The sequence below is a fragment of the Pseudoalteromonas sp. L23 genome (assembly GCF_021728455.1).
Classification (GTDB): domain Bacteria; phylum Pseudomonadota; class Gammaproteobacteria; order Enterobacterales; family Alteromonadaceae; genus Pseudoalteromonas.
In genome coordinates this window covers 106,024-125,729 of the sequence record NZ_JAKKCW010000006.1, presented here as the reverse complement: position 1 = coordinate 125,729, position 19,706 = coordinate 106,024, and the positions used below count along the sequence as shown (strand labels likewise).

Sequence of the window (19,706 nt, the reverse complement as noted above, 5' to 3'; positions counted from 1 at the left end):
CGCCTTACCCCTTTATTTCAACTTTTGAGCCTGAGCGGATCTTCAGGGTGCCTTCCGTGATCACCTGTTGTCCCTCTGTAAGCCCCTCATCGATAGCTACCCAGCCGCTAAAGCGAGTTTGCAGGTGCACTTCACGTTGTTGCGCTTTACCTTGGTCGTCAATGACAAATACAAAATGCTTATCTTGTCTTGGTATGATGCTTTTTTCTGGCACCACAAGGGCTTGTAATCGAGCCAGTTCCAATCCCATGTGTAGTAGCATACCTGGGCGGAGTTTATGGTCTAGATTGGTGAAACTTGCTGTCACTCGTACCGAGCGCGTTTGTTCATTAATACGCGGGTCAATATGGGAGACCTTACCGGTAAATAGTTGCTCTGGGTAAGCTTCGCTTTGTGCATTCACTTGCATACCAAGCTGTAGTTGCGCTAGGTATTTTTCTGGTACCTGAAAATCCACTTTGATGATGCTAATGTCATCGAGTGTGGTGATCACAGTATTGTTGTTTACGAAGCTACCGATAGAGATATTTCGAGTACCCAATAATCCATCGAATGGCGCATAAATGGTCATCTCGGCGAGTTTTGTTTTGGTGGCTTCCAATTGTGCCGTTAAGGTGTCAACCTTTGCTGATTGTGCTTCTAATTGAGAGCGAGCCGCCGATTGAGTTTTTGCGAGGTCTTTAAGGCGGTTTAGTTGTCTAATTTCTTCCTTTAGCGTCACTTTCAGCGCTTCGATATCGAGCTTCTCTTCGGCATCGCGCAACTGGACTAGCTTGTCACCTTTTTTTACTACGTCTCCGTCATCGAAAAAGAGGGCTGCCACATAGTCGCTTTGGGCGCTACTCACGTTGATTGCTTGATTTGCTCTGGCGGAACCAATAGAGTGAACAGCAATAATACGCTCCTCTTTAGTTACGGTATGAGCTTGAACGGAGGTTACGGGTGCTGAGTTGCCACTCATTTTGCCTTCCGAGGCTGGTAAATATAAATAGCCGCTGATGACGACTAGCACTACAATGATAAAAGGAAACAGTGCTTTTCCTGATTGATGACGCATAAAAGTGACCCAGATTATAATTTGTCTCTAGTTTACAAAATTAAAGGCTAACAAAGTCGACGGCATATCCTGTAAATTTGTGCATTAAACGAAAATGTAATTCAATTTAAGTGTTTGTACCTAAATTAAATATTATGAAACGCAGCCATTCATGTAAACGATGCATCACAATACGTAAATTAGTCGCATGGGCGATCACCATGTATATCTTCTATGTCTGGTATACCCATGCTTGAAGCAAAACTACGTGCAACCGCTGATCGCAATGGCGTTGAATTTATGCTGGTTGGCGCAATTGGTTTGATTGTTATCATGCTTTTTGTCAATTTGCGTGGTACTGCTATTACTATTGTAGAAATATTTCTTGCCAGCGCCATGTTAGTGGCTATTTTTGTTGGCTTTCTTAAAAGTCAGCAACCATATTTTAGTTTATACTTTACAGAACAAGAGTTTAGGTATGTGCATAAATATGGAGCTTGGCCGCTATCCATTGTAAACTTCCACTCCAGCGGCATTCCCAAAGTTCAACAAGGTGTTGAAACACTTGAGTTAAATGCAGTTGGTATTAAACTTAATGATATTGATGCGTTTTTATTAAATTTAACACCTCGACTTGCGGGTAAATTATTGATCGAGCAGCGGCATATTTTTTTACAAGCTGTTAAAATGCATTGCGAAAATGGCAACTGCCCATCTGAATGGTTGATAGAAGAAACCGTTTTTCGCTCCAAGGCGGGAAAAGAATATACTGGTTTAATGGCAATGTTTGCAAACCGGATGGATAATTTAAAGACAGTGACGGGATATGATTTATTGATCCCCGCGACTGCCTTAGACAGGGATATTTGGCAATTTTCAGTCATGTTAAACCGCTGGAAACTTAACCCTAAAGAGGTGGTAAAAGCATTGTTAGAAGAACAAACCACCTACTGAAGATGTAACAGGATACACCAATATGAGCTTAGAAACGGCCTATATTAAAAGTGGGCGTAATACCATTATTCACAAAGAGAAGAAGTTAGATCTTGTGATTGTAAATGGTGAAGCACACCCAAAAATCAAGGTGACTGCAAACGGCTTGGTGCCTTTTAAGGAAGAGCTGCCGAGAAATCGAAGAGAGGCTAAAGAGCGTTATTTAGAAGTCGTCCACGTTTCGAGTATTGATGTGTTTGGTGAAGTGAAGCGGTTGTTGTTTATTCAGGCTTTAGATGGTCGAGAATACAAAGTAGATTATAGTAAAGTTGGCACTAAGTTGTTTGTGCGGATACATCAAGAAAGTTATCTATAATTCATAAGGAAGAATATGAATGCATTCAAGGGAAGTTGGGTTGTACTTGCGCTAATATTAACAGGTTGTGGTGGAGGCTCTGGGAGTGATGAACCGAGTCAAGTCAGTGCGTCGGTTAATGCGGGTGCTGATATCCAAGTGACCGAAAAAACAGAAGTCACCTTGAATGCTCAAGCATCACCTGCTGGCGGCACCTTTAACTGGCAGGTTATCTCTGGTGCAAACGTCAGTGAATTTCCAATTACGGAGCAACAAGCCGCTTTTGTTGCACCGGATATCAAAGCCGATGTCAATTTACTTATTCAGGTTGACTATGTTGCGCCTGATGGCAGTCTTGCAAGCGACCAAGTGACGGTTGCTATCAAATCTAACAACCAATTACCTATACCAAGTATCAGCCAAACTGCACCGGAAACACTACCAGCCAAATATAAAGATACTATTGTCCTCAGTGGCGCAGGCTCCTCCGATCCAGACGAAAATGGCCAAGTGGTTGCTTATCAATGGCAACAAGTGAGTGGTCCCACAACAATACAGCCAATTGGTTTGAATACAGCTACTTTATCTTTTGTCCACCCATTATTGGCTACCTCTCAGGCGTCAATCTGGCAGTTGACGGTTACCGATGATGAAGGCGGACAAGCCAGTACCCAGTTTACCCTCGGGCTACTTGAGAATTCGGATGTAGTAGTGGCGGATGCTGGGAGCGACCAGCAAGTGCAAGAGTTTGATGAGGTCACGCTTGATGGTTCAAACAGTGATACGGTATCTGGTCAGAAACAGTGTGTATGGCGGCAAGTGACGTCTGGCACTCAGGTAGCATTAAGTTCTGTTACCGGGTGTTCAACAACTTTTAACGCACCAGATCAAAATATTTTGTCGCAAGTGGAATTTGAGCTGACCGTTACTGACTCACAAAACCGTTCAGCTACCGACACCGTGCGCATTGATATAGAGAAAAAGCCATTAGGTAAACTAAACGACAGTGGCCAAACCGCGTGTTTTAACAATACGGATGTGATCACCTGTAGTATGACGCAGTTTACGGCTCAAGATGCACAGCGTGGGCGTGATAATTTTGCCACTCAGGTGGCGAAAGAAGGCAGTGGTCGAGCAGGTTTTGACTTTACCAAACTAAATCGCTTTGCGGATGAACTGCCTGATGACGCTACCGACTTTGCTTGCGTTCGTGATAACGTCACGGGACTTATTTGGGAAGTAAAAGAAGCGAGTTCGGGTACATTACCAAACACTTCTTCTCGCAACGCACAAAATAGTTATACCTGGTATGTTGAGGTAGATGGAGCGATTGCCGAGGGGAGTGTGCAGGCCGCAGCAAATACAACCTGCCCGCAGGATAGTCACTGTGGTATTCAAGCTTTGATTGATGAAGTAAATAACCCTGCCGTTGGAGAGCAAAGTTACTGTGGTGGTAACAATTGGCGCTTACCAACTTATATGGAACTACTTGGACTACTAGATTACGGCAGTGCAGGTACTGCGGTGATAGATGAAGCGCTTTTCCCTAACTTACCTAGCACAACAACACTTGGTCATCGCTATTACTGGACCTTGCAGTCGAGTTTAGATGGTACCGGTGGCACGCTGAGAAGGGCTTATGTTATCGACATGGATACGGGCAATGATTTTGCAGTAGAAAAGTCTAGCAGCGCATTTGTTAGGTTGGTTAGGAATCCTTAGGGAGCGTGGTATGAAAATTATTACAACTATACTATTTACTCTGTCATTCACGGCTGTTTGCCAAGCGCAAACTTGCGTTGGTACTGGCTCTAATACCAGCCGTTATACGATAAATAGCAACGGTACAGTGCTGGATAGCCAAACGGGATTAATGTGGCAGCGCTGCAACTTTGGGCAAAGTTACAACGCGACTTCTCAAAGCTGTGAAGACAATGCTCAGCAACTTACTTGGCAGCAGGCATTGGTGGTTGCCAACGAAGACCAATTTGCAGGGTTTACAGACTGGCAAGTACCTAACGTTAAAGAGCTTGCCAGTATTGTGTATCACGAGTGTGTGACTCCAGCGATAAACATAACGGTATTTCCAACGACCAAAAGTAATAATTACTGGTCTGCGACGACCCAGACTAGTCAACCTCAGTTTGCTTGGGTGTATCAGTTTGCTGATGGTAAAAATAATCCAACCATTAAAACTGCGGATGCCTTTGTCAGGTTAGTGAGATACTATCAATAGCCCTTAGTTAGTGGTATTGCTACTGCCTTTAATGCTGACGGGTATGGATCTCTAATATTGCCAGTAAGACATAGCTTGTTACTTTCATCCGTCTAAAATGGCTTTGGGATTGTTTGATCTTTTGGTACTCTCCTGAAGCACCCCTTTCCCGTCTTACGTTCTGCACACAGGAGGCCATATGAATCGATTACTCAGCGCGATAGCCTTGTCTTGTGCCGTATTGGCGTCTTCCGTACATGCAAAAAATAAGTGCGATGTTGAACTTGGGCATGGTCTTATCATCACCGACAACGAAATTCGTATCGTTGATGATGGTCAGACTCGAATCCAAATCAACAATGATAGTCAGCTCTTTATTCTAGGTCGCTGGATTGAGTTAGATCCGGAAGGGGAGAGAGTTGTGCGCGAGTACTCTTTAGGAATACGGGATACCGTTCCTGAGCTGGTAAATCTGGCAACCGATGGCGTCAACCTCGGATTGAGTGCGATTGAGCAGGTGGTTGAGGGGATGTCCGACAAAGAGCCCGAAGTGCTCAAAACGCAGTTGCAATACGTTGAACGTGCGCTGATGGATAAGTTTAAGCGTGGAGATGATTTCTTTTTTATCGCACCACAGTCACTTTCTAAAATTGATGATTTTTTTACTAAAGAGATCAGCCAAAAAATTCACTCTGCTGTTCATGGTTCGTTGGGCTCTATTTTAGTCTCTTTGGGGGATGCATTTAAATCTCGCGAAGGGAATATCGAAGATCGCATCAACGATATGGGGCAACGCATGGAGATTATTTCGAAAGAGATAGATAAATCGCTGCAGAAAAAGGCCCATCAATTAGAAGAAAAAGCGGCAGAATATTGCGAGTGCTTAAACACCTTAGATCAAACGGAAGAAAAACTACAGCGCATAGTACCTGAGCTAGTTGCTTACGATCTCGTCCAGATCCGCTCATAATCCATAGCAACTTTTGGCATTGTCTCGGCTGAGTTTATGCCAAGTTGACGATATGCCTATCACGTCTAAATAATCCTGCCATATTTGCCAATAGCTTTTTTGCATAAGAGAAACCGGATAATTCGAACCTAGCATTAGGCTCTCTTCTCCCGCATGTGTGATTAAGTGAGTAAGCCACTCAGAGAGTGTGAGTGGGTTTGCTAACATTTCGTGGCCAGAGCACTTGATCATGACATTGTTAAGCGCTCCAATGCGCCTTAATATATCTGTACAAGGGCTGTTAGCGTCAATAAACCCTGCATGGTTAAATACGATTTTAAGGTCAGCTTTTTGTTCTGCAAGTTGTAATAAAAGGTCGACTTTTTCGCTTTGTTTAAATTCTAATTGCGCCTCAAAATGTAGTCCGTGCTCGGCAAGACAGGTGAGATTTTCGAGCACGAAAGGCGCGGATAAACGTTGGCTGTCACAGCCTTCGGTGATGTCTCTTATCGCCACGAGGTGAGGATGTGCTAACTGTGCTATGGCTGCGCTAAATTGCTCAGGAGTCGCGTTTATAGGTGCGTAACCGACGGCTTTAAAAGGAAAACTGCTTAGTTCCTGAGTTAACCAATGTAATTCGTTGATGGGATTGTGATTATCAAAACCGGCTTCCACATGCACCAAGGCTTCGAGTGTAAACTGTGCATGGTGGGGGAGACTTGTAAGGGTATGGTTCTGCCTTATTTTTTCCAGATTAGGCCAAGCGGGTGGGTTGTGCTTGAGCCAAGAATATTGTCCTAACGCTAAATCGAAAAAGTGTAGGTGGCTATCAATAACTCTCAGACTCATCACGCATTCCTTTTTTACTGTGCGGTATAACCGCCATCAATGCTTTGTAGGCTACCTGTGATAAAACTCGCATCCTCACTTAGCAAGAAAGCAACCAGCGCTGCAACCTCTTGCGGTTGCCCTAATCTACCCAATGGTTGCAACTGGGCTTCTTCTGCAACGATTTCTGCTTTATCAGCGCCGCTGCGCGCGCAGTAACTATCAATGGCATGATGGAATAACGGAGTTTCAATTGTGCCAGGGCACACTGCATTCGCGCGAATGTTAAATTTGGCGTAATCCAATGCTGTGGTTTTCGCCATCGAAGCAAGCGCACATTTAGACAGGTTGTAAGCGAAGGAGTTAGGTTTACCAATAACTGCCTGATCCGAAGACATCAATACGATGCTACCGCTACCTTGTGATTTCATGCTTGGTAATACGGCTTGAATGGCAGCGTAAGCGCCTTTCACATTCAATGCAAAAAGGGCATCAAATGTGGCTTCGTCGGTATCTTCGATCGTGGCACTCAGATGTTTCCCTGCGTTTGAAACGAGTGCATCTATTTTCCCTGTTTCTGCGACTATATCTGCAATTGTTGCTTTTACATCGGCGACTTTACTGACGTCACAATGGCGAAAAATCCCTTGTTCACTGGGCTGAATATCGAGGTTATAAACTGTGTATTGTTGCGATAGCAGCTTGTTGACAATGGCGGCGCCAATGCCAAAGCTGCCACCGGTAACGATGGCAACTTGGTTCATCATTAGTGTCCGCAGCCGCCAGCAGCGTGTACGTGACCATGTGAAATTTCTTCTGCGGTTGCTTCGCGTACAGAAAGGATCTCAACATCAAACGTTAGCGTTTTGCCTGCGAATGGGTGGTTTAAGTCGCAATCCGCATTGAAGCGTCCTACCTTTACTACTTTAACCTGATGACGACCTTGGTTTGAATCGACAATAGCAGTCATGCCTGGCTTCCAAACTTTGCTGTCACCAAGACCTTGAAGGTGCTTAATAGGGATGCGCTGTACTAGACCTTCTTGATATTCGCCATAAGCTTGCTCTGGCGTTAAGGTTACCGTAAAGCTATCACCACCGGTTTTACCTTCAAGTTCACTTTCAAGACCTGGTAGCATGCCTTCAGTACCGTGCAGGTAGTTTAGTGGCTCGCCTTCTTTGCTTGATTCGATTTGGCTGTCACCTTCGTGAAGTGTGTAGTGAAACTCTACCACTGTGTTCTTTGCAATTTGCATAAGTAAACCTTAAATAAATAGTGTTCGGTGACGCCATTTAGCATCCACCTGTAAAGCGTGTAGTTTACGTGAGTGCGCTTCTTGGACGCAAGTCTATCCCTTTAATTTGGGCTCTCACTTTGCTTTGGCTTGCCATGGCGCAGTATTGATTGGAGCGCTTCAATGCTAGAGATTGAGGAGCTAGCTGGTTGAGTCTTATTGCTTTTTGGTGCAGCAGGAGCTGGTAAAAACACCATTAACACTTTGCCAGGTTTTAATAGACTCTGCGCCGTGAGTGAATTCCAATTTAATAAATCTTTTACCGCGACCTTGTAGTGACGGCTGATAGTCCACAATGACTCGCCTTGTTTTATGGTGTGGTGATGTTCCACTTGAGGTATGGGCTTGGCTTTTATTTCTTTAATATAAGGGCTTACGTCATAGTCGATGAGTAAGTCTAACTGCTCATTACTCTCGGAAACTAATAGCTTTTCGCCAACTCGGATCAAATCAGAGCGCTTATTGTTCAGCGCTTTTAGTGCACTAACACTCATCCCCGCATTTATTGCGATGCGGTAGAGTGTGTCGTTAGCTTTGACTGTGTAGCCTTGGCTGAAGTTTTCCCTGAAAAATGCACTTTCCAATAATGCTTGCTCGGATAATGGCAATAACACTTTGTGTGGACCGTTTGGAGAGCTTCTATGTTTTAAGATCCCTTGATTGAGTGCGTATAGTTGACGCTTTTTGATACCACTGAGTTTAGCCAGTTGATTGACGTCAAATTGCTGTCCAATATCAAGTATCGACGTAGTGGCTTTGTTGGGCAAACTTGGTATCTTAAAACCCTTGGGTGAGGTTTTTAGTAAGTGGCTGAGCGCTAAGAGTTTGGGCACGTAGTCTGCGGTTTCTTTTGGTAATGTTAAGTGCCAAAAGTGGGTCGACTTTCCTGCTTTCCTATTTTTGGTGATGGCCTTTTTGACGCGCCCTTCACCTGTGTTGTAGGCCGCAAGCGCGTGTAGCCAGTCGCCATCAAAGCGTTCATGCAAATACAGCAAATAATCAAGCGCGGCGTCAGTCGATGCTAACACATCCTGTCGACCGTCATACCATTCGTCTTTCTTGATGCCGAAATGGTAGGCAGTGGCATCCACTAACTGCCAAACTCCAACAGCATTTTGTTGCGATTTGGCCTTTGGTCTAAAGTCACTTTCGACAAAAGGAAGTAATGCGATTTCAACAGGAAGACCTTTGCGCTCTACCTTTTTTACTACGTGATAAAAGTAGGGGGCGGCGCGCTTATTTACCACATTGAGATAATTAGGCTGTGATAAATACCATTTTATGCGCTTATCAAGCCTTGGGTGAGATGCAGTATTAAAACTGAGCTTTTGGCGTATGTGTTGCCATAAATCATCGTCTCTGAGGGGGACTTTAACGGTAGTGGCTTTGGGTGGTTTTACCTCAACTATAGCTGGAGGCATGACTGGCTTTTCTACGGGCACTTGTGTGAGAGCCGACAAAATGGCTTGCCTACTCACCTGTGGACTGCTACTGCTTTTACATCCAGAGAGCATGGTTAATAATATTAACCCGCTTAGCTGTATTAATACTCTGTTCATCCTTTAACTATACCGAGAGGTTAAGTTTCATTCAAAATTTCTTTGCTGCTGAAAGTGTTGCCACTGTAATAACGCGCGTTGCTGCATGTGTTTATTTGGATATAGAATGCTTATCTTTTCAACCACTTGTTGACTATCTTGTAACGCTAATAAAGCCAAAAATTGTGCTGGAGTGCTCAGCATTTCAGGACGATAGGGTTTTCCTGTTGCAGGTAATATCCAATCAAGTGCATAGCGATTAAAGCGAGCAATAGTTTGCTGCCACTGTGTAGTATGCGGTAAATGCGCAAGTGGGATCTGATCCACGCTATAACCTGCTATCAAGCCTTGATATTTTGGCAGATAAACACTGATGTCATGACCGCTAAAGCCCGTGACTTGAGTAAGCTCAACCACTACACCTCCTAGCTCCACGGTTTTAGGCGCGTTATCAATGGCTTTACTTGATGGCGCTTGTGTGGCGAGCTTGGACCACGTTGCAATCCTACTTTTTGCCAGTGCAAGTTTGGCTTGCCACTTCGTTCGTTCACTTGGTTCTAGAGACGCGATACGATTTTCACTAAGCATGACGCTTTGGTTAAAAAGCTCAAGCTGTGCGTGAAAGGCAGTCGTCAATGCGTTGGCTGATGTTGCCGTTGGGCTTAGCCATTGTAAATTTGGATAAGCATGCTTGAGTAGCACTATGCTGGTGTCTTGTTTGATATCGGCATGCAAAGAGATTACGTAACAAAGCGGAACGGTGAGGCGCTTTTCTAATTCGTGGATCAAGGCCTCTGTGGTGACAAGATCGCCATGTATGGATGCCAACAGTGCACACTGTTTGCCGATAACTAAAGCTTGATTGGGCTGTAAAGCGCTATCTTTTCCTTTGATAAAATAAACCGCGTCATTGACTTTATGGAACTGATTAGCATTGGCGGCAGTACTTTGAAAACTCGCCGCCAATAGAATGAGACCCCAAACTAGAGAGATGCTACATAAGATAGGGTTGCTCCAGTATGTCGGCATTATTCGCCTGCAGGCAGCACTAACTTGTCGATGAGCGTGGAAACGAACTCTGCGTCTTGCTGTTGCTTTGCTTCCAATGCTTGTAAATCATGACAAAGGTGTAAGGCTGCGAGTAGTAGCGCATTGTGATCATTGCGAACGGTTGAGCGTTTACGCATTTCTTCTACACGTCGGTCTAAAAGCGCTACGGCGTTATGCAGCGCTTCTTCTTGATCTGGCGCACATGCAAATTGATGTGACTTGCCAAGTAACGTCACTGTTACTTGGTTATTCTGCTCAGACATTAGCTAGCCTGTTGAGTTTGCAACTTATCAAGTAGGCCAGATAAAGATGAACTAAATTCTTTTTGCTTTTCTTCGCTTTCTAGCATTTCAAGCTGTAGGGTTTCATTTTCATCGATGAGTTTTTGATTTTGTTCTTTCAGTGCCGAAACTTCCGATTTTAACTGGTTATTTTGGCTCAAAAGTTGGTCAATCAACTGGTCGAGTTTTTGGAGATCTTGGTTATTCATAAATGCGCTCATATGACTGTGATTTGTCATGCAAATGTAAAACAAAGCGGCTAAGGATGCTAGTGTTTACGCGACTTTCTGCTGATTTTTCTCAACTTTTAAGAGATAATGCCGATATTGGAATATTTTGTTCAGAAGTGATTCAGTCTAAAGTTAAAAATTGATGAATCATTGCTCAAATTTAGCTCAGGTTTATTTCACCTGTGTTGTTATTATTTTTATCAAGGCGGGGTTATGCTCAGTTACCGACATTCTTTTCATGCAGGAAACCCTGCCGATGTGATCAAACATTTAGTATTGGCAGAAGCTTTGTCATACATGGCTAAAAAAGATAAGCCGTACGATTACGTGGATACGCACTCTGGCGCTGGTTTTTTTGAGCTAGCGAGTAGTGATGCACAAAAAACTCAGGAGTATCTGCAAGGCATCGCTAAGCTGTGGGATTATTCTGGATCCGTGTCGGCAATTAGCGATTATGTTGCATTAATCAAATCATTTAACGAAGGCGATAAATTAAGCCATTATCCCGGTTCTCCTAAGGTAGCGGAGCACTTCTTACGTCGTCAGGATAACGGTTGGTTTTTTGAGCTACATCCAAAAGATCTTGAGCTGTTAAAGCAAAATACGGCACATAAAAAGTCACTGCGCGTCACTGGGAGTGACGGTTTTAAAGGGCTATTAGGATTGGTGCCTCCAGCTTCACGCAGAGCCTGCGTGCTAATGGATCCTCCTTATGAGATCAAATCCGATTATGATGTTGCGGTCAAAAGCATCATAAAAGCGCACAAAAAGTTTGATTCCGGCGTCTATATGATCTGGTATCCCGTTGTTGACCGTGAACGCATTGATGCAATGGAGTCGAGCCTGATTGAATCTGGAGTGCGTAATATTCAAGTGTTTGAACTTGCCACCCGCGCAGATACACAAGAACGAGGCATGACGGCTTCTGGCATGATGGTGATCAATCCGCCTTGGACCTTAAAGAAAATCATGGATAAAGTGTTGCCTGAGCTGGTTTCGTTATTGGCTGAGGATGATGGTGCGTTTTACCGCAGCATTCAATTAGTAGAAGAATAGTAAAAATAAACTGCTAAGCTATCTAACCTGAGGTTTGGATAAGGAATGTTCCAACTCATTGTTTCTAAAGAACAGCTTAGTTTTTTCCTTTTCTAGCCAGAGAGTTTTAGGGAAAACACCGCTTCCGCGTCCTGCTCTCGCTAAGGTACCTACATCCTGTAGGCAAGGCGAATTTACGCACCAATAGCTGGCTATTGGAAGTGAATTCAACGCAGTTAGCGCTAAAACTGGCTGCTAGAAAGGCATTAATTATCCGCAGCTCAGGTTATCTAGGGCCTGTTTACCTTTCAAGTTTGTTTTTGCAGCAGTTTGATTGGAATTTGTACAAGGCAGAGCCTGCGTAGCATAGTTATTCTATGTGAGTCAGGCGAGAACACAGTAGAAATGCTAATCAAGCGCTGCCCTTTGGGTTCACCTGAGTGCGCTTTGTTCATTGTTGCTCAACTTTTGCCTAGATTACTAGGCAAAAGTCGAGCGTCGCGACCAAAACACACTCAGGAGAACAAAAATCAAACAGCAAAGATCAACAGGCCCTAGTCGATAAGGTCTTGAAGAGACTTAGCAGTTTATCTTAGGGCCTAGTTATTTCTTAACAAACTTCGTTAAAATAACGATGTTTTGACCTTCTACACGACCTTCAATATGCTCTGGGTTTGAAGGCGAGAGGCGAATGTTACGTACCGCAGTGCCGCGTTTTGCAACTAGGCTACTACCTTTAACATCCAAGTCTTTAATTAAAGTCACTGTGTCACCAGCACTCAGTTTCACCCCGTTACTGTCTAGGTGAACAAGGTCGTCATCCTCTGCAAGTGCTTGATCTGCCCATGCTCGAGTCTCATCTTCTAGATACAGCATGTCTAATGCATCTTGAGCCCAACCATTATCTGGCGCGAGGCGTTTAAGCATACGGTAGGCAACAACCTGAACGGCAGGAACTTGGCTCCACATACTATCGTTTAAACAGTGCCAATGGTTGGCTTCTAAATCCTGCTGACCTTCAACCTGTGGTTTGCACTGGCTACAAAGATAAACACATTTGTCAGAATGCGCCTCGGCGACTGGTGGTACTTCGTATACTTCGAGACCATCCGTTGAGGTACATAGCTCACATTGATTGTTACTGCGCTCAGCAAGCGCGGCAGCGATAGTCATAATGATTTCCCAAGCTGTAAAAGCGCCATTATACCAAATGCGTCAATTGATGCTCAATTTATGGGAAGAATTTATGCGTATAACTTGATCTATATCCAGAGCAGTGGTTATCTGCCACCTTTTGCGTGCATAGGCAGTTGTGAAATATACTGCTGTTCTATTTTTTCAATTTCACCAGAGTGTTTAAGTTGTGTGATAGCTTGATTTATCCGCTTAAGTAATCCTTGATGCTTAGCTAACAGGCGTAGCTGCAACATCCCTTCTGAATGTAGCTGGTTGAAGCTAAAAGTAATACCAAGTTGTTCTGACCAATATAATGCGGGTAAATCACCAATGATAATATACTCAATCCGCCGTAAGTTTAAGGCCTGAAGTAGTTCCTTTTCGGATGCGAAATCAACTCGCTCGAATAATTGGTCATCATGGTAGTAGTAGCCTCTCACTGTGCCAACTTCGATACCCGCTAAGGTTAGTACTGGAGGTTGAGACTGACGGGTAACAACGTACTCTTTAATAGGTAGAATGGGGTCTGAATAGATAAATCTATCATCTTGCTTTTGCTGTTCGTTCAACCAATCTGGGCTGATAATATCAAAATCAATTTGCTGCTTTTCTAAATAAAAGTTAGTACGTTTAGCAGGGAGAAGTAAGTTATCGCCTTTGATATTTGCCTTTACCAAAATGGCTTCCACCATTTCGGGTAGGATCCCGGGCGCATCTTCACTGTGAGTAAAATAAGGGTAAAAGCTTCCCGAGCCACTTAAACTGTATTTTAAGTAGGGGACTTGTTCTGCCTTAGTCAAACCGGCAAAGGCGAATAACCAGACGATCAAAACTTGCTTCATGCACTCATCTTAGCTTAACTTTTCTTAGACAGGCAAGCCGCTGGCGTTCTGTGAATTAAAAGCCTACTCTTTATAAGGACTTAGTTTAATAAGTTGGTAACTTTTGGTTATAAGTGTTGTAAAATAGCGAAACTTTTTTATTGCTCGGGGCGTTACCATATTATACGCTCCATGATACGTGGTTTCCTTTTACCTAATAAAGGATACGAATGTTAATGAGTGGTCCGGTGACTGAAGTACGTAAATCAGCAGTGCAGTATATTGCACGACAGGCCATTTTGCGGCCAGATCAAGAAGTCTTTGCCTATGAGTTGCTTTACAGAGACTCAGATAACAATGCTTTCCCTGTAGGGGTGAGCGATGGGCAAGCGACTGGGCGAATGTTTTTTAACTCCTTAATGTTTATCGGCGTAGACCGTTTGGCCGCGGGACAGCTTGCCTTTATAAACCTATCCGACGAATCCTTGCTGCAGGAATTACCTAGCTTATTAGCGCCACAGAAAATTGTGGTGGAAATCGTTGAGCGCTCTAAAAATATTCCTTCACTGGTGAATACGGTGACTAAGTTAACAGAGAAAGGCTACCGCTTTGCGCTAGATGACTACGATGGCACGTCAAAGTGGGATCCGTTGTTACCACTCATGGAATTCGTCAAAATAGAGGTTGAGCAGCCAATTATAAAAACCAATATGACGGTAAAAAAGCTCAAGCGTCAGTATCCAGATATTAAGGTGATTGTTGAGCGTATCGAATCAAAAGAAGAGTTCGAGATCATCAAGTCATCTGGAGCTGACTTTTTCCAAGGTTTCTTTTTCGCCAAGCCTGAAATGCTCAACCATGGCAACGTGGAACCGTCGAAAATGGTGGTGTTTCAGCTGCTACAAGCAACAGCAAGAAAGTCTTTATGCTTCAAAGAAATACAAACTAGAGTAAGTAAAGATCTGAGTTTAACCGCACGACTGCTAAAACTGGCGAACGCGAAAGCCGGTGAAGACAGGTTAGAAATTAAGTCTATCTCTCAGGCCGTAGTGTATTTAGGTGAAGACGCAATTAGGCAGTTTGTTAAAGTACTCGCGTTGAGCGAATTGGGTTCAGATAAACCCAGTGAGCTGACAAGAATGGGGTTAACTCGTGCCAAGTTTGTGGAAACATTTTTGATGCCAGGGGGCGAAGAAATGGCTGAAACCGGCTATTTGCTTGGTCTTATGTCCATCCTTGACGTGATACTTGATGTTGATCTTGCAGTGATAGCAGCAGAATTTTCTCTCGATGATTCGCTTTCCAGCGCGTTACTGAGTTATCAAGGGTTGCTTGGTGGAGCGCTACGTTTAGCATTCGAAATTGAGCGCAATGACTGGCGAGAAGCAGAGCTTATTTTACAAGCCATTCGACCTGCTACACCGACCAATTATCTCTATGATATGGCGCTTTCTAGTCGAGCTTACGCAGATGAAATCCTCTCTATTGTGGCAGGTGATGAACAGTAGTTCTCACCTGTCAATGTGAGAAGGTAAGTAACCTGAGCTGTGGATAATTAGCGCCTTTCTAGCAACCTGTTTCAGTTCTAACGACGTCGAATTCCCTTCCAATAGCCAGCATACTTATCCAAAGCTCAGGTTAAATTGAATACCTATTGTTTTTAAGTAGTTTTGTTCTTGCTCTAAATCTGCTTGAAACAGTGAATGTGATTCGAGCCACTCAGTTGCTATGTGAAGTATCAAGGCGTTATCAACAGCCGTGATGCTGAGCTCTGGAAGTTGGTCTTGTTGACGTTTTTGGTTCACTAAAACGCTGAGACGAAACACAGCCAAAATACGGTTGAAGTGGATTAGCTCTTCTTCGATTAACTCTGTTAACTCTGGCATTTTTATCTTTTTTCGATAAAAGCGTACAAGTGCACTTAGCCTTAATTGCTGGGCTTGAGTAAAGCCTGGAAGTTGACTGTGCCTGACAATATAAGCACCGTGTTTATGCATGCCAGAAGAGTTAATGGCAAGCCCAACTTCGTGGAGTTTTGCTGCCCAACATAACATTTCGACATCATAAGAGGATAGTTGCCATTGCTCTTTTAGTTGAGTGGTAAAAAGTTTGATGGTTTCACAAATATTTTCGGCGTGTTGTTTATCAATATTATAGTGATCGCTGAACGTGTTAATTGTGCGAGTTCGAATATCAAACTCGTCGGTTTGATGCATTTCAAACAATAAACCTTCTCGCAATGCATATTCACTAAGGCGCATGCGCTCGAGTCCTAACTGTCTAAACAGTGCTATCAATACAGCAAGGCCGCCAGCAATACTGGTTTTTCGCTCCTCTGGTAGTGCTTTTAAGGAGACGTTGTCTATGTGTCCTGCATCAATAAATAACTGCTTAATTTGCTCCAAAATAGGGAGGGTAATTTCATCGGCTTGAGTGAGCTCGTGAACCATGGCTGCAATCGCTTTAATGGTACCAGAAGTACCGATAACGGTATTCCAGCCGAGTCTTAAGTAGCTCGCGGTAATACTTTCAATTTGTTGTTCTGCTTTTATTTCTGCCTTTTTGAATCGTTTTGCAGATAATTTACCATCAGCAAAGTAGGCTTTTTGCATGGTTACGCAGCCCACATTGCGACTACTTAACAGTTTGTGTGTAAGGTGCTGACCAATGACCAACTCTGTGCTGCCTCCACCGATGTCGATAACCAAACGGTTATGACTATCATGTTCATGGTTGGCGACCCCTTGGTAAATAAGACGAGCTTCTTCTTGACCTGAAATCACATTGATTGGATATGGAAAAACTTGTTTTGCCTTCGCGAGAAAATAATTAAGGTTTTTGCAATTTCGCAGCGTATAGGTTGCTACTACTTGCACGGACTCTTTCGGAAAATCATGTAGTGTCGTCGCAAATTGCGAGAGTGTATCTAATGCTCGGGCGATCGCGTCGTCACTTAAATTAAAATCATCATCAAGGCCCGCGGCCAAGTACACACGCTGCTTTTCTTTATGGAGGAGTTGAAGGCGACCATCTACTTCTCTTGCTACAACAAGGTGAAAACTATTTGAACCTATGTCCACTGCGGCAATAGAAGGGTAGTCGCGCATATATTCTTCCTCAACGGTTATTCTTTCGCTTCATTTAATTGGTGTAACTCCCATTTTTTTAAATGGTCATAAATCGCGATCTGAGAGCGAATTTTTTTACGGTTACCTCGGCGAACGTACAGATTCTTCTGTTCGGCGTCAATAATTCTGGCTTTGGTGCGATCTTTAAACTGCAGTTCAATAATATCGATAATTAGTTTCTTCAAATGCTCGGCATAAATAGGCGTGCCTACTTCAACTCGGTGGTCGAGGTTACGGGTCATCCAGTCTGCTGACGAAATATACACCTTGGGGTCGCCGTTATTATCGAAAATCATCACTCGCGGGTGTTCTAAGAAACGATCGACGATACTAATGATCTTTATATTATCGCTAAACTGTGCAAGGCCTGGTACAAGGGCACACATACCTCGCACAATGAGGCGGATCTTGACGCCTTTACGTGATGCTTCGTAAAGTTTATCAACGAGCTGCTTGTCAACTAAATTATTGATTTTAATTGTTACTTTTCCTGTTCTCCCTTGCTCTGCATGAGTTATCTCTTCATCGATCAACTCTACAATTCTACTGCGTGCATTGATGGGGGAAATCATCAGGTGTTCGAATTTAAACGGTAGATAACTACTCTCAATAAAGCGAAACACGCTATCGCATTCTTCCGTAATATCGGGGTGTTTGGTAAACAGACTGAAATCAGTATAAATCCGAGCCGTTTTTTCGTGGAAGTTACCCGTTCCTATGTGTGCATATTTGACGATTTTGCCTTTTTCTCTACGGTGAACCACACAAAGCTTACTATGGACCTTAAGCGCTGGTATGCCAATCATGACCTTAATACCGTATTCACTCATGAGTTTTGCCCACTCAATATTATTTTGCTCATCGAAGCGGGCTTTCAATTCAACCATCACGGTGACTTTTTTGCCATTTTTTGCTGCATTGATCAATGAAGCGATCAATCGAGATTGCTTTGCCACACGATAAATGTTGACCTTGATTTGCGTCACTCTGGGGTCAAACGCCGCTTGGCGGATATATTCCAGCATGTGATTAAAGGTATGGTAGGGGTAGTACAGTAAGATATCTTGAACTGAAATTGCGCGAAAGACGCTGCTATATTTTGAAAAGGCTGCACTTTTAAGCGGCGGCAGGGGCTTGTTTTCTAGATAGCCGCGACCAACATTTGGAAAAGAAATAAAATCTCGAAAATTGCGATATCTACCGCCTGGGATCATGGCATCTTGACCTGTCACTCCCAAGCGCTTTTTCATCAGCTTGATCATTTCTTCCGGCATAGATTCTTCATATACCAAGCGCACTGGTTCGGCATATAAGCGCTGTTTGAGACCTTTAGACATGGTATCTAACACGCCTTCTTCAAGCTCATCATCTAAGTTGTATTCAGCGTCACGAGTGAGTTTCATCGAATAGGCGTCAATGCGTTCAAATTTGAAGAAGCTCTTAAACACATCGGCTATAAAAAATCGAATAACGTCATCGAGCAACACAATCGTTTTATGCCGACGAGTTTTTTCTGGCGGCAGTTGGACAAAACGATTCAGGCGATCAGTAGGGACTTCCAAAAAAGCGTGATGCTGCTTTTCACCATTTAGCTCCACAAAAAGGTGGGTCATGGTGTCATTGATATTGTCTGAATAGTCCTTACTTTCGTTAATCATCATTGGCAATAGGTGAGGTAGTACTTGGTCTTTAAAATAGTTGGCTAGCCAATTCTTATGGAAATCCGATAGCGCATCCGGTTGCTTAATATGAATGTGATGCTCATTTAAGTCGATGAGGATCTGGTCATAAATAGCATTAAACTTTTTACCTAGTTCCAACACTTTCTTCTGAATGTCGGCGAGCAGTGCTTCGTCTTCGTCGAAATTCGTTTCAGGAAGGTTATTTAATAAGATACGGCGTTTTACATCTGCAACTCGTACTTGGAAAAACTCGTCTAAGTTGTTGGAAAATATACCAAGAAACCGGATCCGTTCAATGATCGGGTTGGTTGGGTCCTTGGCTTCTTGTAAAACACGTTCGTTAAAAGAGAGCCAGCTTAATTCTTTGGCAAAGTACGTGATAGTTTTATGCTCTGGAGATACGGCCTGCATGGTTCTTTCCATAGGTACAGCTTATTTTTACAGCTTAAGCAGGGTGTGTGACATAATTATGACAAACACAACGCGCCTGTCGTGTTTGTCATGTAACTATCATGAGTATAGTGAAGGTTTTAGCTTTCTTCTATGTCCACGATCAAATCACTGGTGATTGACTCGAGTGCTTCAATTACGTTTTCCTTGACCGTGCCTGCAGGTAAAGTCACGGTTGCGAAAGCGCTGAAAATAGGCAGCCCCCAGTTTGGAGCACTACGTTGTTTTGAGGTTAGGTGCGTGATGTTTGCGCCTTTGTGACGAATAACCGTAGCAAGCTCTTGCACAATTCCCGGTCTATCGTTGCCTGTAATGATTAAATTTAATGTGTCTGGCTCATCCTGCACTTGCAAGCTTTCGCCTGATTCAACGCTAACGTCTAAACCAGGCAACTTATGCAATGCATCTTGTATTTCTTGCAAATGTTCTTCTGCAACTTCAACCTGTACGATGCCCGCGAATTGTCCGGCAAGATGGCTTAAGTTACTGGTTAACCAGTTGCCATGGTTAGAAAGAATAGTGGAAGAGATTTCCTCAACGAGACCCGGTCGGTCCTTACCTATAAGTGTTAATATTAACTGCTTCATATCATGTCTCTTTTTTTGTGGCGCCCGTGGGCGAAAAAACGAATTCGGCGCATGATTTAGACTAGTCTAAAAACTTACTTTGTCCAGTGTCTAAAAACACTTAATGTAAAGAAATGCA

The 19,706-nt window shown here is 43.5% G+C and carries 20 protein-coding genes and 1 pseudogene; 8 read left to right on the top strand and 13 right to left on the bottom strand.

Going from position 1 to position 19,706, the window contains the following annotated elements; all coding sequences use genetic code 11:
• Window positions 1-4 precede the first annotated feature (4 nt).
• The gene (locus L3V43_RS12115) at window positions 5-1,057 is read right to left on the bottom strand and encodes an efflux RND transporter periplasmic adaptor subunit (protein WP_010607138.1); all 1,053 of its coding nucleotides are present in this window, start codon (window positions 1,055-1,057) and stop codon (window positions 5-7) included.
• Window positions 1,058-1,285: 228 nt separating this feature from the next.
• Here L3V43_RS12115 and L3V43_RS12110 point away from each other — a divergent pair, with 228 nt between their 5' ends.
• The 5 genes from L3V43_RS12110 to L3V43_RS12090 all read left to right on the top strand — a co-directional run bounded on the left by L3V43_RS12110 (window position 1,286) and on the right by L3V43_RS12090 (window position 5,509).
• Complete coding sequence (locus L3V43_RS12110) at window positions 1,286-1,990, top strand: DUF2982 domain-containing protein (RefSeq protein ID WP_081489981.1); 705 nt, start codon at window positions 1,286-1,288, stop codon at window positions 1,988-1,990.
• 22 nt (window positions 1,991-2,012) lie between these two features.
• A complete protein-coding gene (locus L3V43_RS12105; RefSeq protein WP_102057579.1) occupies window positions 2,013-2,345 on the top strand; it encodes a hypothetical protein in 333 nt (110 codons plus the stop codon).
• 15 nt (window positions 2,346-2,360) lie between these two features.
• Window positions 2,361-4,046 carry a DUF1566 domain-containing protein gene (locus L3V43_RS12100; RefSeq protein ID WP_102057578.1) on the top strand — a complete coding sequence of 562 codons (1,686 nt, stop codon included), beginning with the start codon at window positions 2,361-2,363 and terminating at the stop codon, window positions 4,044-4,046.
• A gap of 10 nt (window positions 4,047-4,056) precedes the next feature.
• Window positions 4,057-4,560: a DUF1566 domain-containing protein gene (locus tag L3V43_RS12095; RefSeq protein WP_010607142.1), complete on the top strand. Its 504-nt coding sequence runs from the start codon at window positions 4,057-4,059 to the stop codon at window positions 4,558-4,560.
• 178 nt (window positions 4,561-4,738) lie between these two features.
• Window positions 4,739-5,509, top strand: coding sequence for a YggN family protein (locus L3V43_RS12090; RefSeq protein ID WP_102057577.1), 771 nt, complete (start codon window positions 4,739-4,741; stop codon window positions 5,507-5,509).
• Here the strand turns inward: L3V43_RS12090 and L3V43_RS12085 are convergent.
• From L3V43_RS12085 to L3V43_RS12055, 7 genes are all read right to left on the bottom strand, one after another.
• A complete protein-coding gene (locus tag L3V43_RS12085) occupies window positions 5,504-6,337 on the bottom strand; it encodes an amidohydrolase family protein (RefSeq protein ID WP_237116645.1) in 834 nt (277 codons plus the stop codon). The two genes, L3V43_RS12090 and L3V43_RS12085, sit on opposite strands and share 6 nt — an antisense overlap.
• Window positions 6,338-6,351: 14 nt before the next feature.
• Window positions 6,352-7,080 carry an SDR family NAD(P)-dependent oxidoreductase gene (locus L3V43_RS12080; RefSeq protein ID WP_010374223.1) on the bottom strand — a complete coding sequence of 243 codons (729 nt, stop codon included), beginning with the start codon at window positions 7,078-7,080 and terminating at the stop codon, window positions 6,352-6,354.
• A 2-nt stretch (window positions 7,081-7,082) separates the two neighbouring features.
• Window positions 7,083-7,571 carry a peptidylprolyl isomerase gene (locus tag L3V43_RS12075; protein WP_010607145.1) on the bottom strand — a complete coding sequence of 163 codons (489 nt, stop codon included), beginning with the start codon at window positions 7,569-7,571 and terminating at the stop codon, window positions 7,083-7,085.
• 101 nt (window positions 7,572-7,672) lie between these two features.
• Window positions 7,673-9,031, bottom strand: coding sequence for a LysM peptidoglycan-binding domain-containing protein (locus tag L3V43_RS12070; RefSeq protein ID WP_237116670.1), 1,359 nt, complete (start codon window positions 9,029-9,031; stop codon window positions 7,673-7,675).
• 165 nt (window positions 9,032-9,196) lie between these two features.
• Window positions 9,197-10,177, bottom strand: coding sequence for a hypothetical protein (locus L3V43_RS12065; protein ID WP_237116646.1), 981 nt, complete (start codon window positions 10,175-10,177; stop codon window positions 9,197-9,199).
• Window positions 10,177-10,461: a cell division protein ZapA gene (locus L3V43_RS12060; protein ID WP_010607148.1), complete on the bottom strand. Its 285-nt coding sequence runs from the start codon at window positions 10,459-10,461 to the stop codon at window positions 10,177-10,179. Before L3V43_RS12060 ends, L3V43_RS12065 begins: the two co-directional genes overlap by 1 nt.
• The gene (locus L3V43_RS12055; RefSeq protein ID WP_010374211.1) at window positions 10,461-10,688 is read right to left on the bottom strand and encodes a hypothetical protein; all 228 of its coding nucleotides are present in this window, start codon (window positions 10,686-10,688) and stop codon (window positions 10,461-10,463) included. The genes L3V43_RS12060 and L3V43_RS12055 overlap by 1 nt, the downstream gene beginning before the upstream one ends.
• 234 nt (window positions 10,689-10,922) lie before the next feature.
• Here L3V43_RS12055 and rlmJ point away from each other — a divergent pair, with 234 nt between their 5' ends.
• Together rlmJ and L3V43_RS12045 are read left to right on the top strand one after the other, a co-directional pair.
• The gene (rlmJ, locus tag L3V43_RS12050; protein ID WP_102057574.1) at window positions 10,923-11,765 is read left to right on the top strand and encodes a 23S rRNA (adenine(2030)-N(6))-methyltransferase RlmJ; all 843 of its coding nucleotides are present in this window, start codon (window positions 10,923-10,925) and stop codon (window positions 11,763-11,765) included.
• Between the two features lie 384 nt (window positions 11,766-12,149).
• Window positions 12,150-12,340: pseudogene (locus tag L3V43_RS12045) on the top strand (hypothetical protein).
• Window positions 12,341-12,347: 7 nt separating this feature from the next.
• Here the strand turns inward: L3V43_RS12045 and L3V43_RS12040 are convergent.
• Together L3V43_RS12040 and L3V43_RS12035 are read right to left on the bottom strand one after the other, a co-directional pair.
• Complete coding sequence (locus L3V43_RS12040) at window positions 12,348-12,917, bottom strand: alkylphosphonate utilization protein (RefSeq protein WP_010374208.1); 570 nt, start codon at window positions 12,915-12,917, stop codon at window positions 12,348-12,350.
• Between the two features lie 107 nt (window positions 12,918-13,024).
• Window positions 13,025-13,762: a transporter substrate-binding domain-containing protein gene (locus L3V43_RS12035; protein WP_010607150.1), complete on the bottom strand. Its 738-nt coding sequence runs from the start codon at window positions 13,760-13,762 to the stop codon at window positions 13,025-13,027.
• A gap of 209 nt (window positions 13,763-13,971) precedes the next feature.
• On the opposite strand from L3V43_RS12035, the gene L3V43_RS12030 reads away from it, so the two are divergent.
• Window positions 13,972-15,249, top strand: a complete 1,278-nt coding sequence (locus tag L3V43_RS12030) for an HDOD domain-containing protein (RefSeq protein ID WP_029215901.1) — start codon at window positions 13,972-13,974, stop codon at window positions 15,247-15,249.
• 114 nt (window positions 15,250-15,363) lie between these two features.
• On the opposite strand, the gene L3V43_RS12025 is transcribed toward L3V43_RS12030, so the two are convergent.
• The 3 genes from L3V43_RS12025 to L3V43_RS12015 form a co-directional block, all read right to left on the bottom strand.
• Entirely contained in the window at window positions 15,364-16,848 is a 1,485-nt protein-coding gene (locus L3V43_RS12025) for an exopolyphosphatase (protein ID WP_237116647.1), read from the bottom strand.
• A gap of 17 nt (window positions 16,849-16,865) precedes the next feature.
• Window positions 16,866-18,962, bottom strand: a complete 2,097-nt coding sequence (gene ppk1 / locus L3V43_RS12020; RefSeq protein WP_235368009.1) for a polyphosphate kinase 1 — start codon at window positions 18,960-18,962, stop codon at window positions 16,866-16,868.
• Window positions 18,963-19,081: 119 nt separating this feature from the next.
• A complete protein-coding gene (locus tag L3V43_RS12015; protein ID WP_010607154.1) occupies window positions 19,082-19,588 on the bottom strand; it encodes an ACT domain-containing protein in 507 nt (168 codons plus the stop codon).
• Window positions 19,589-19,706 lie beyond the last annotated feature (118 nt).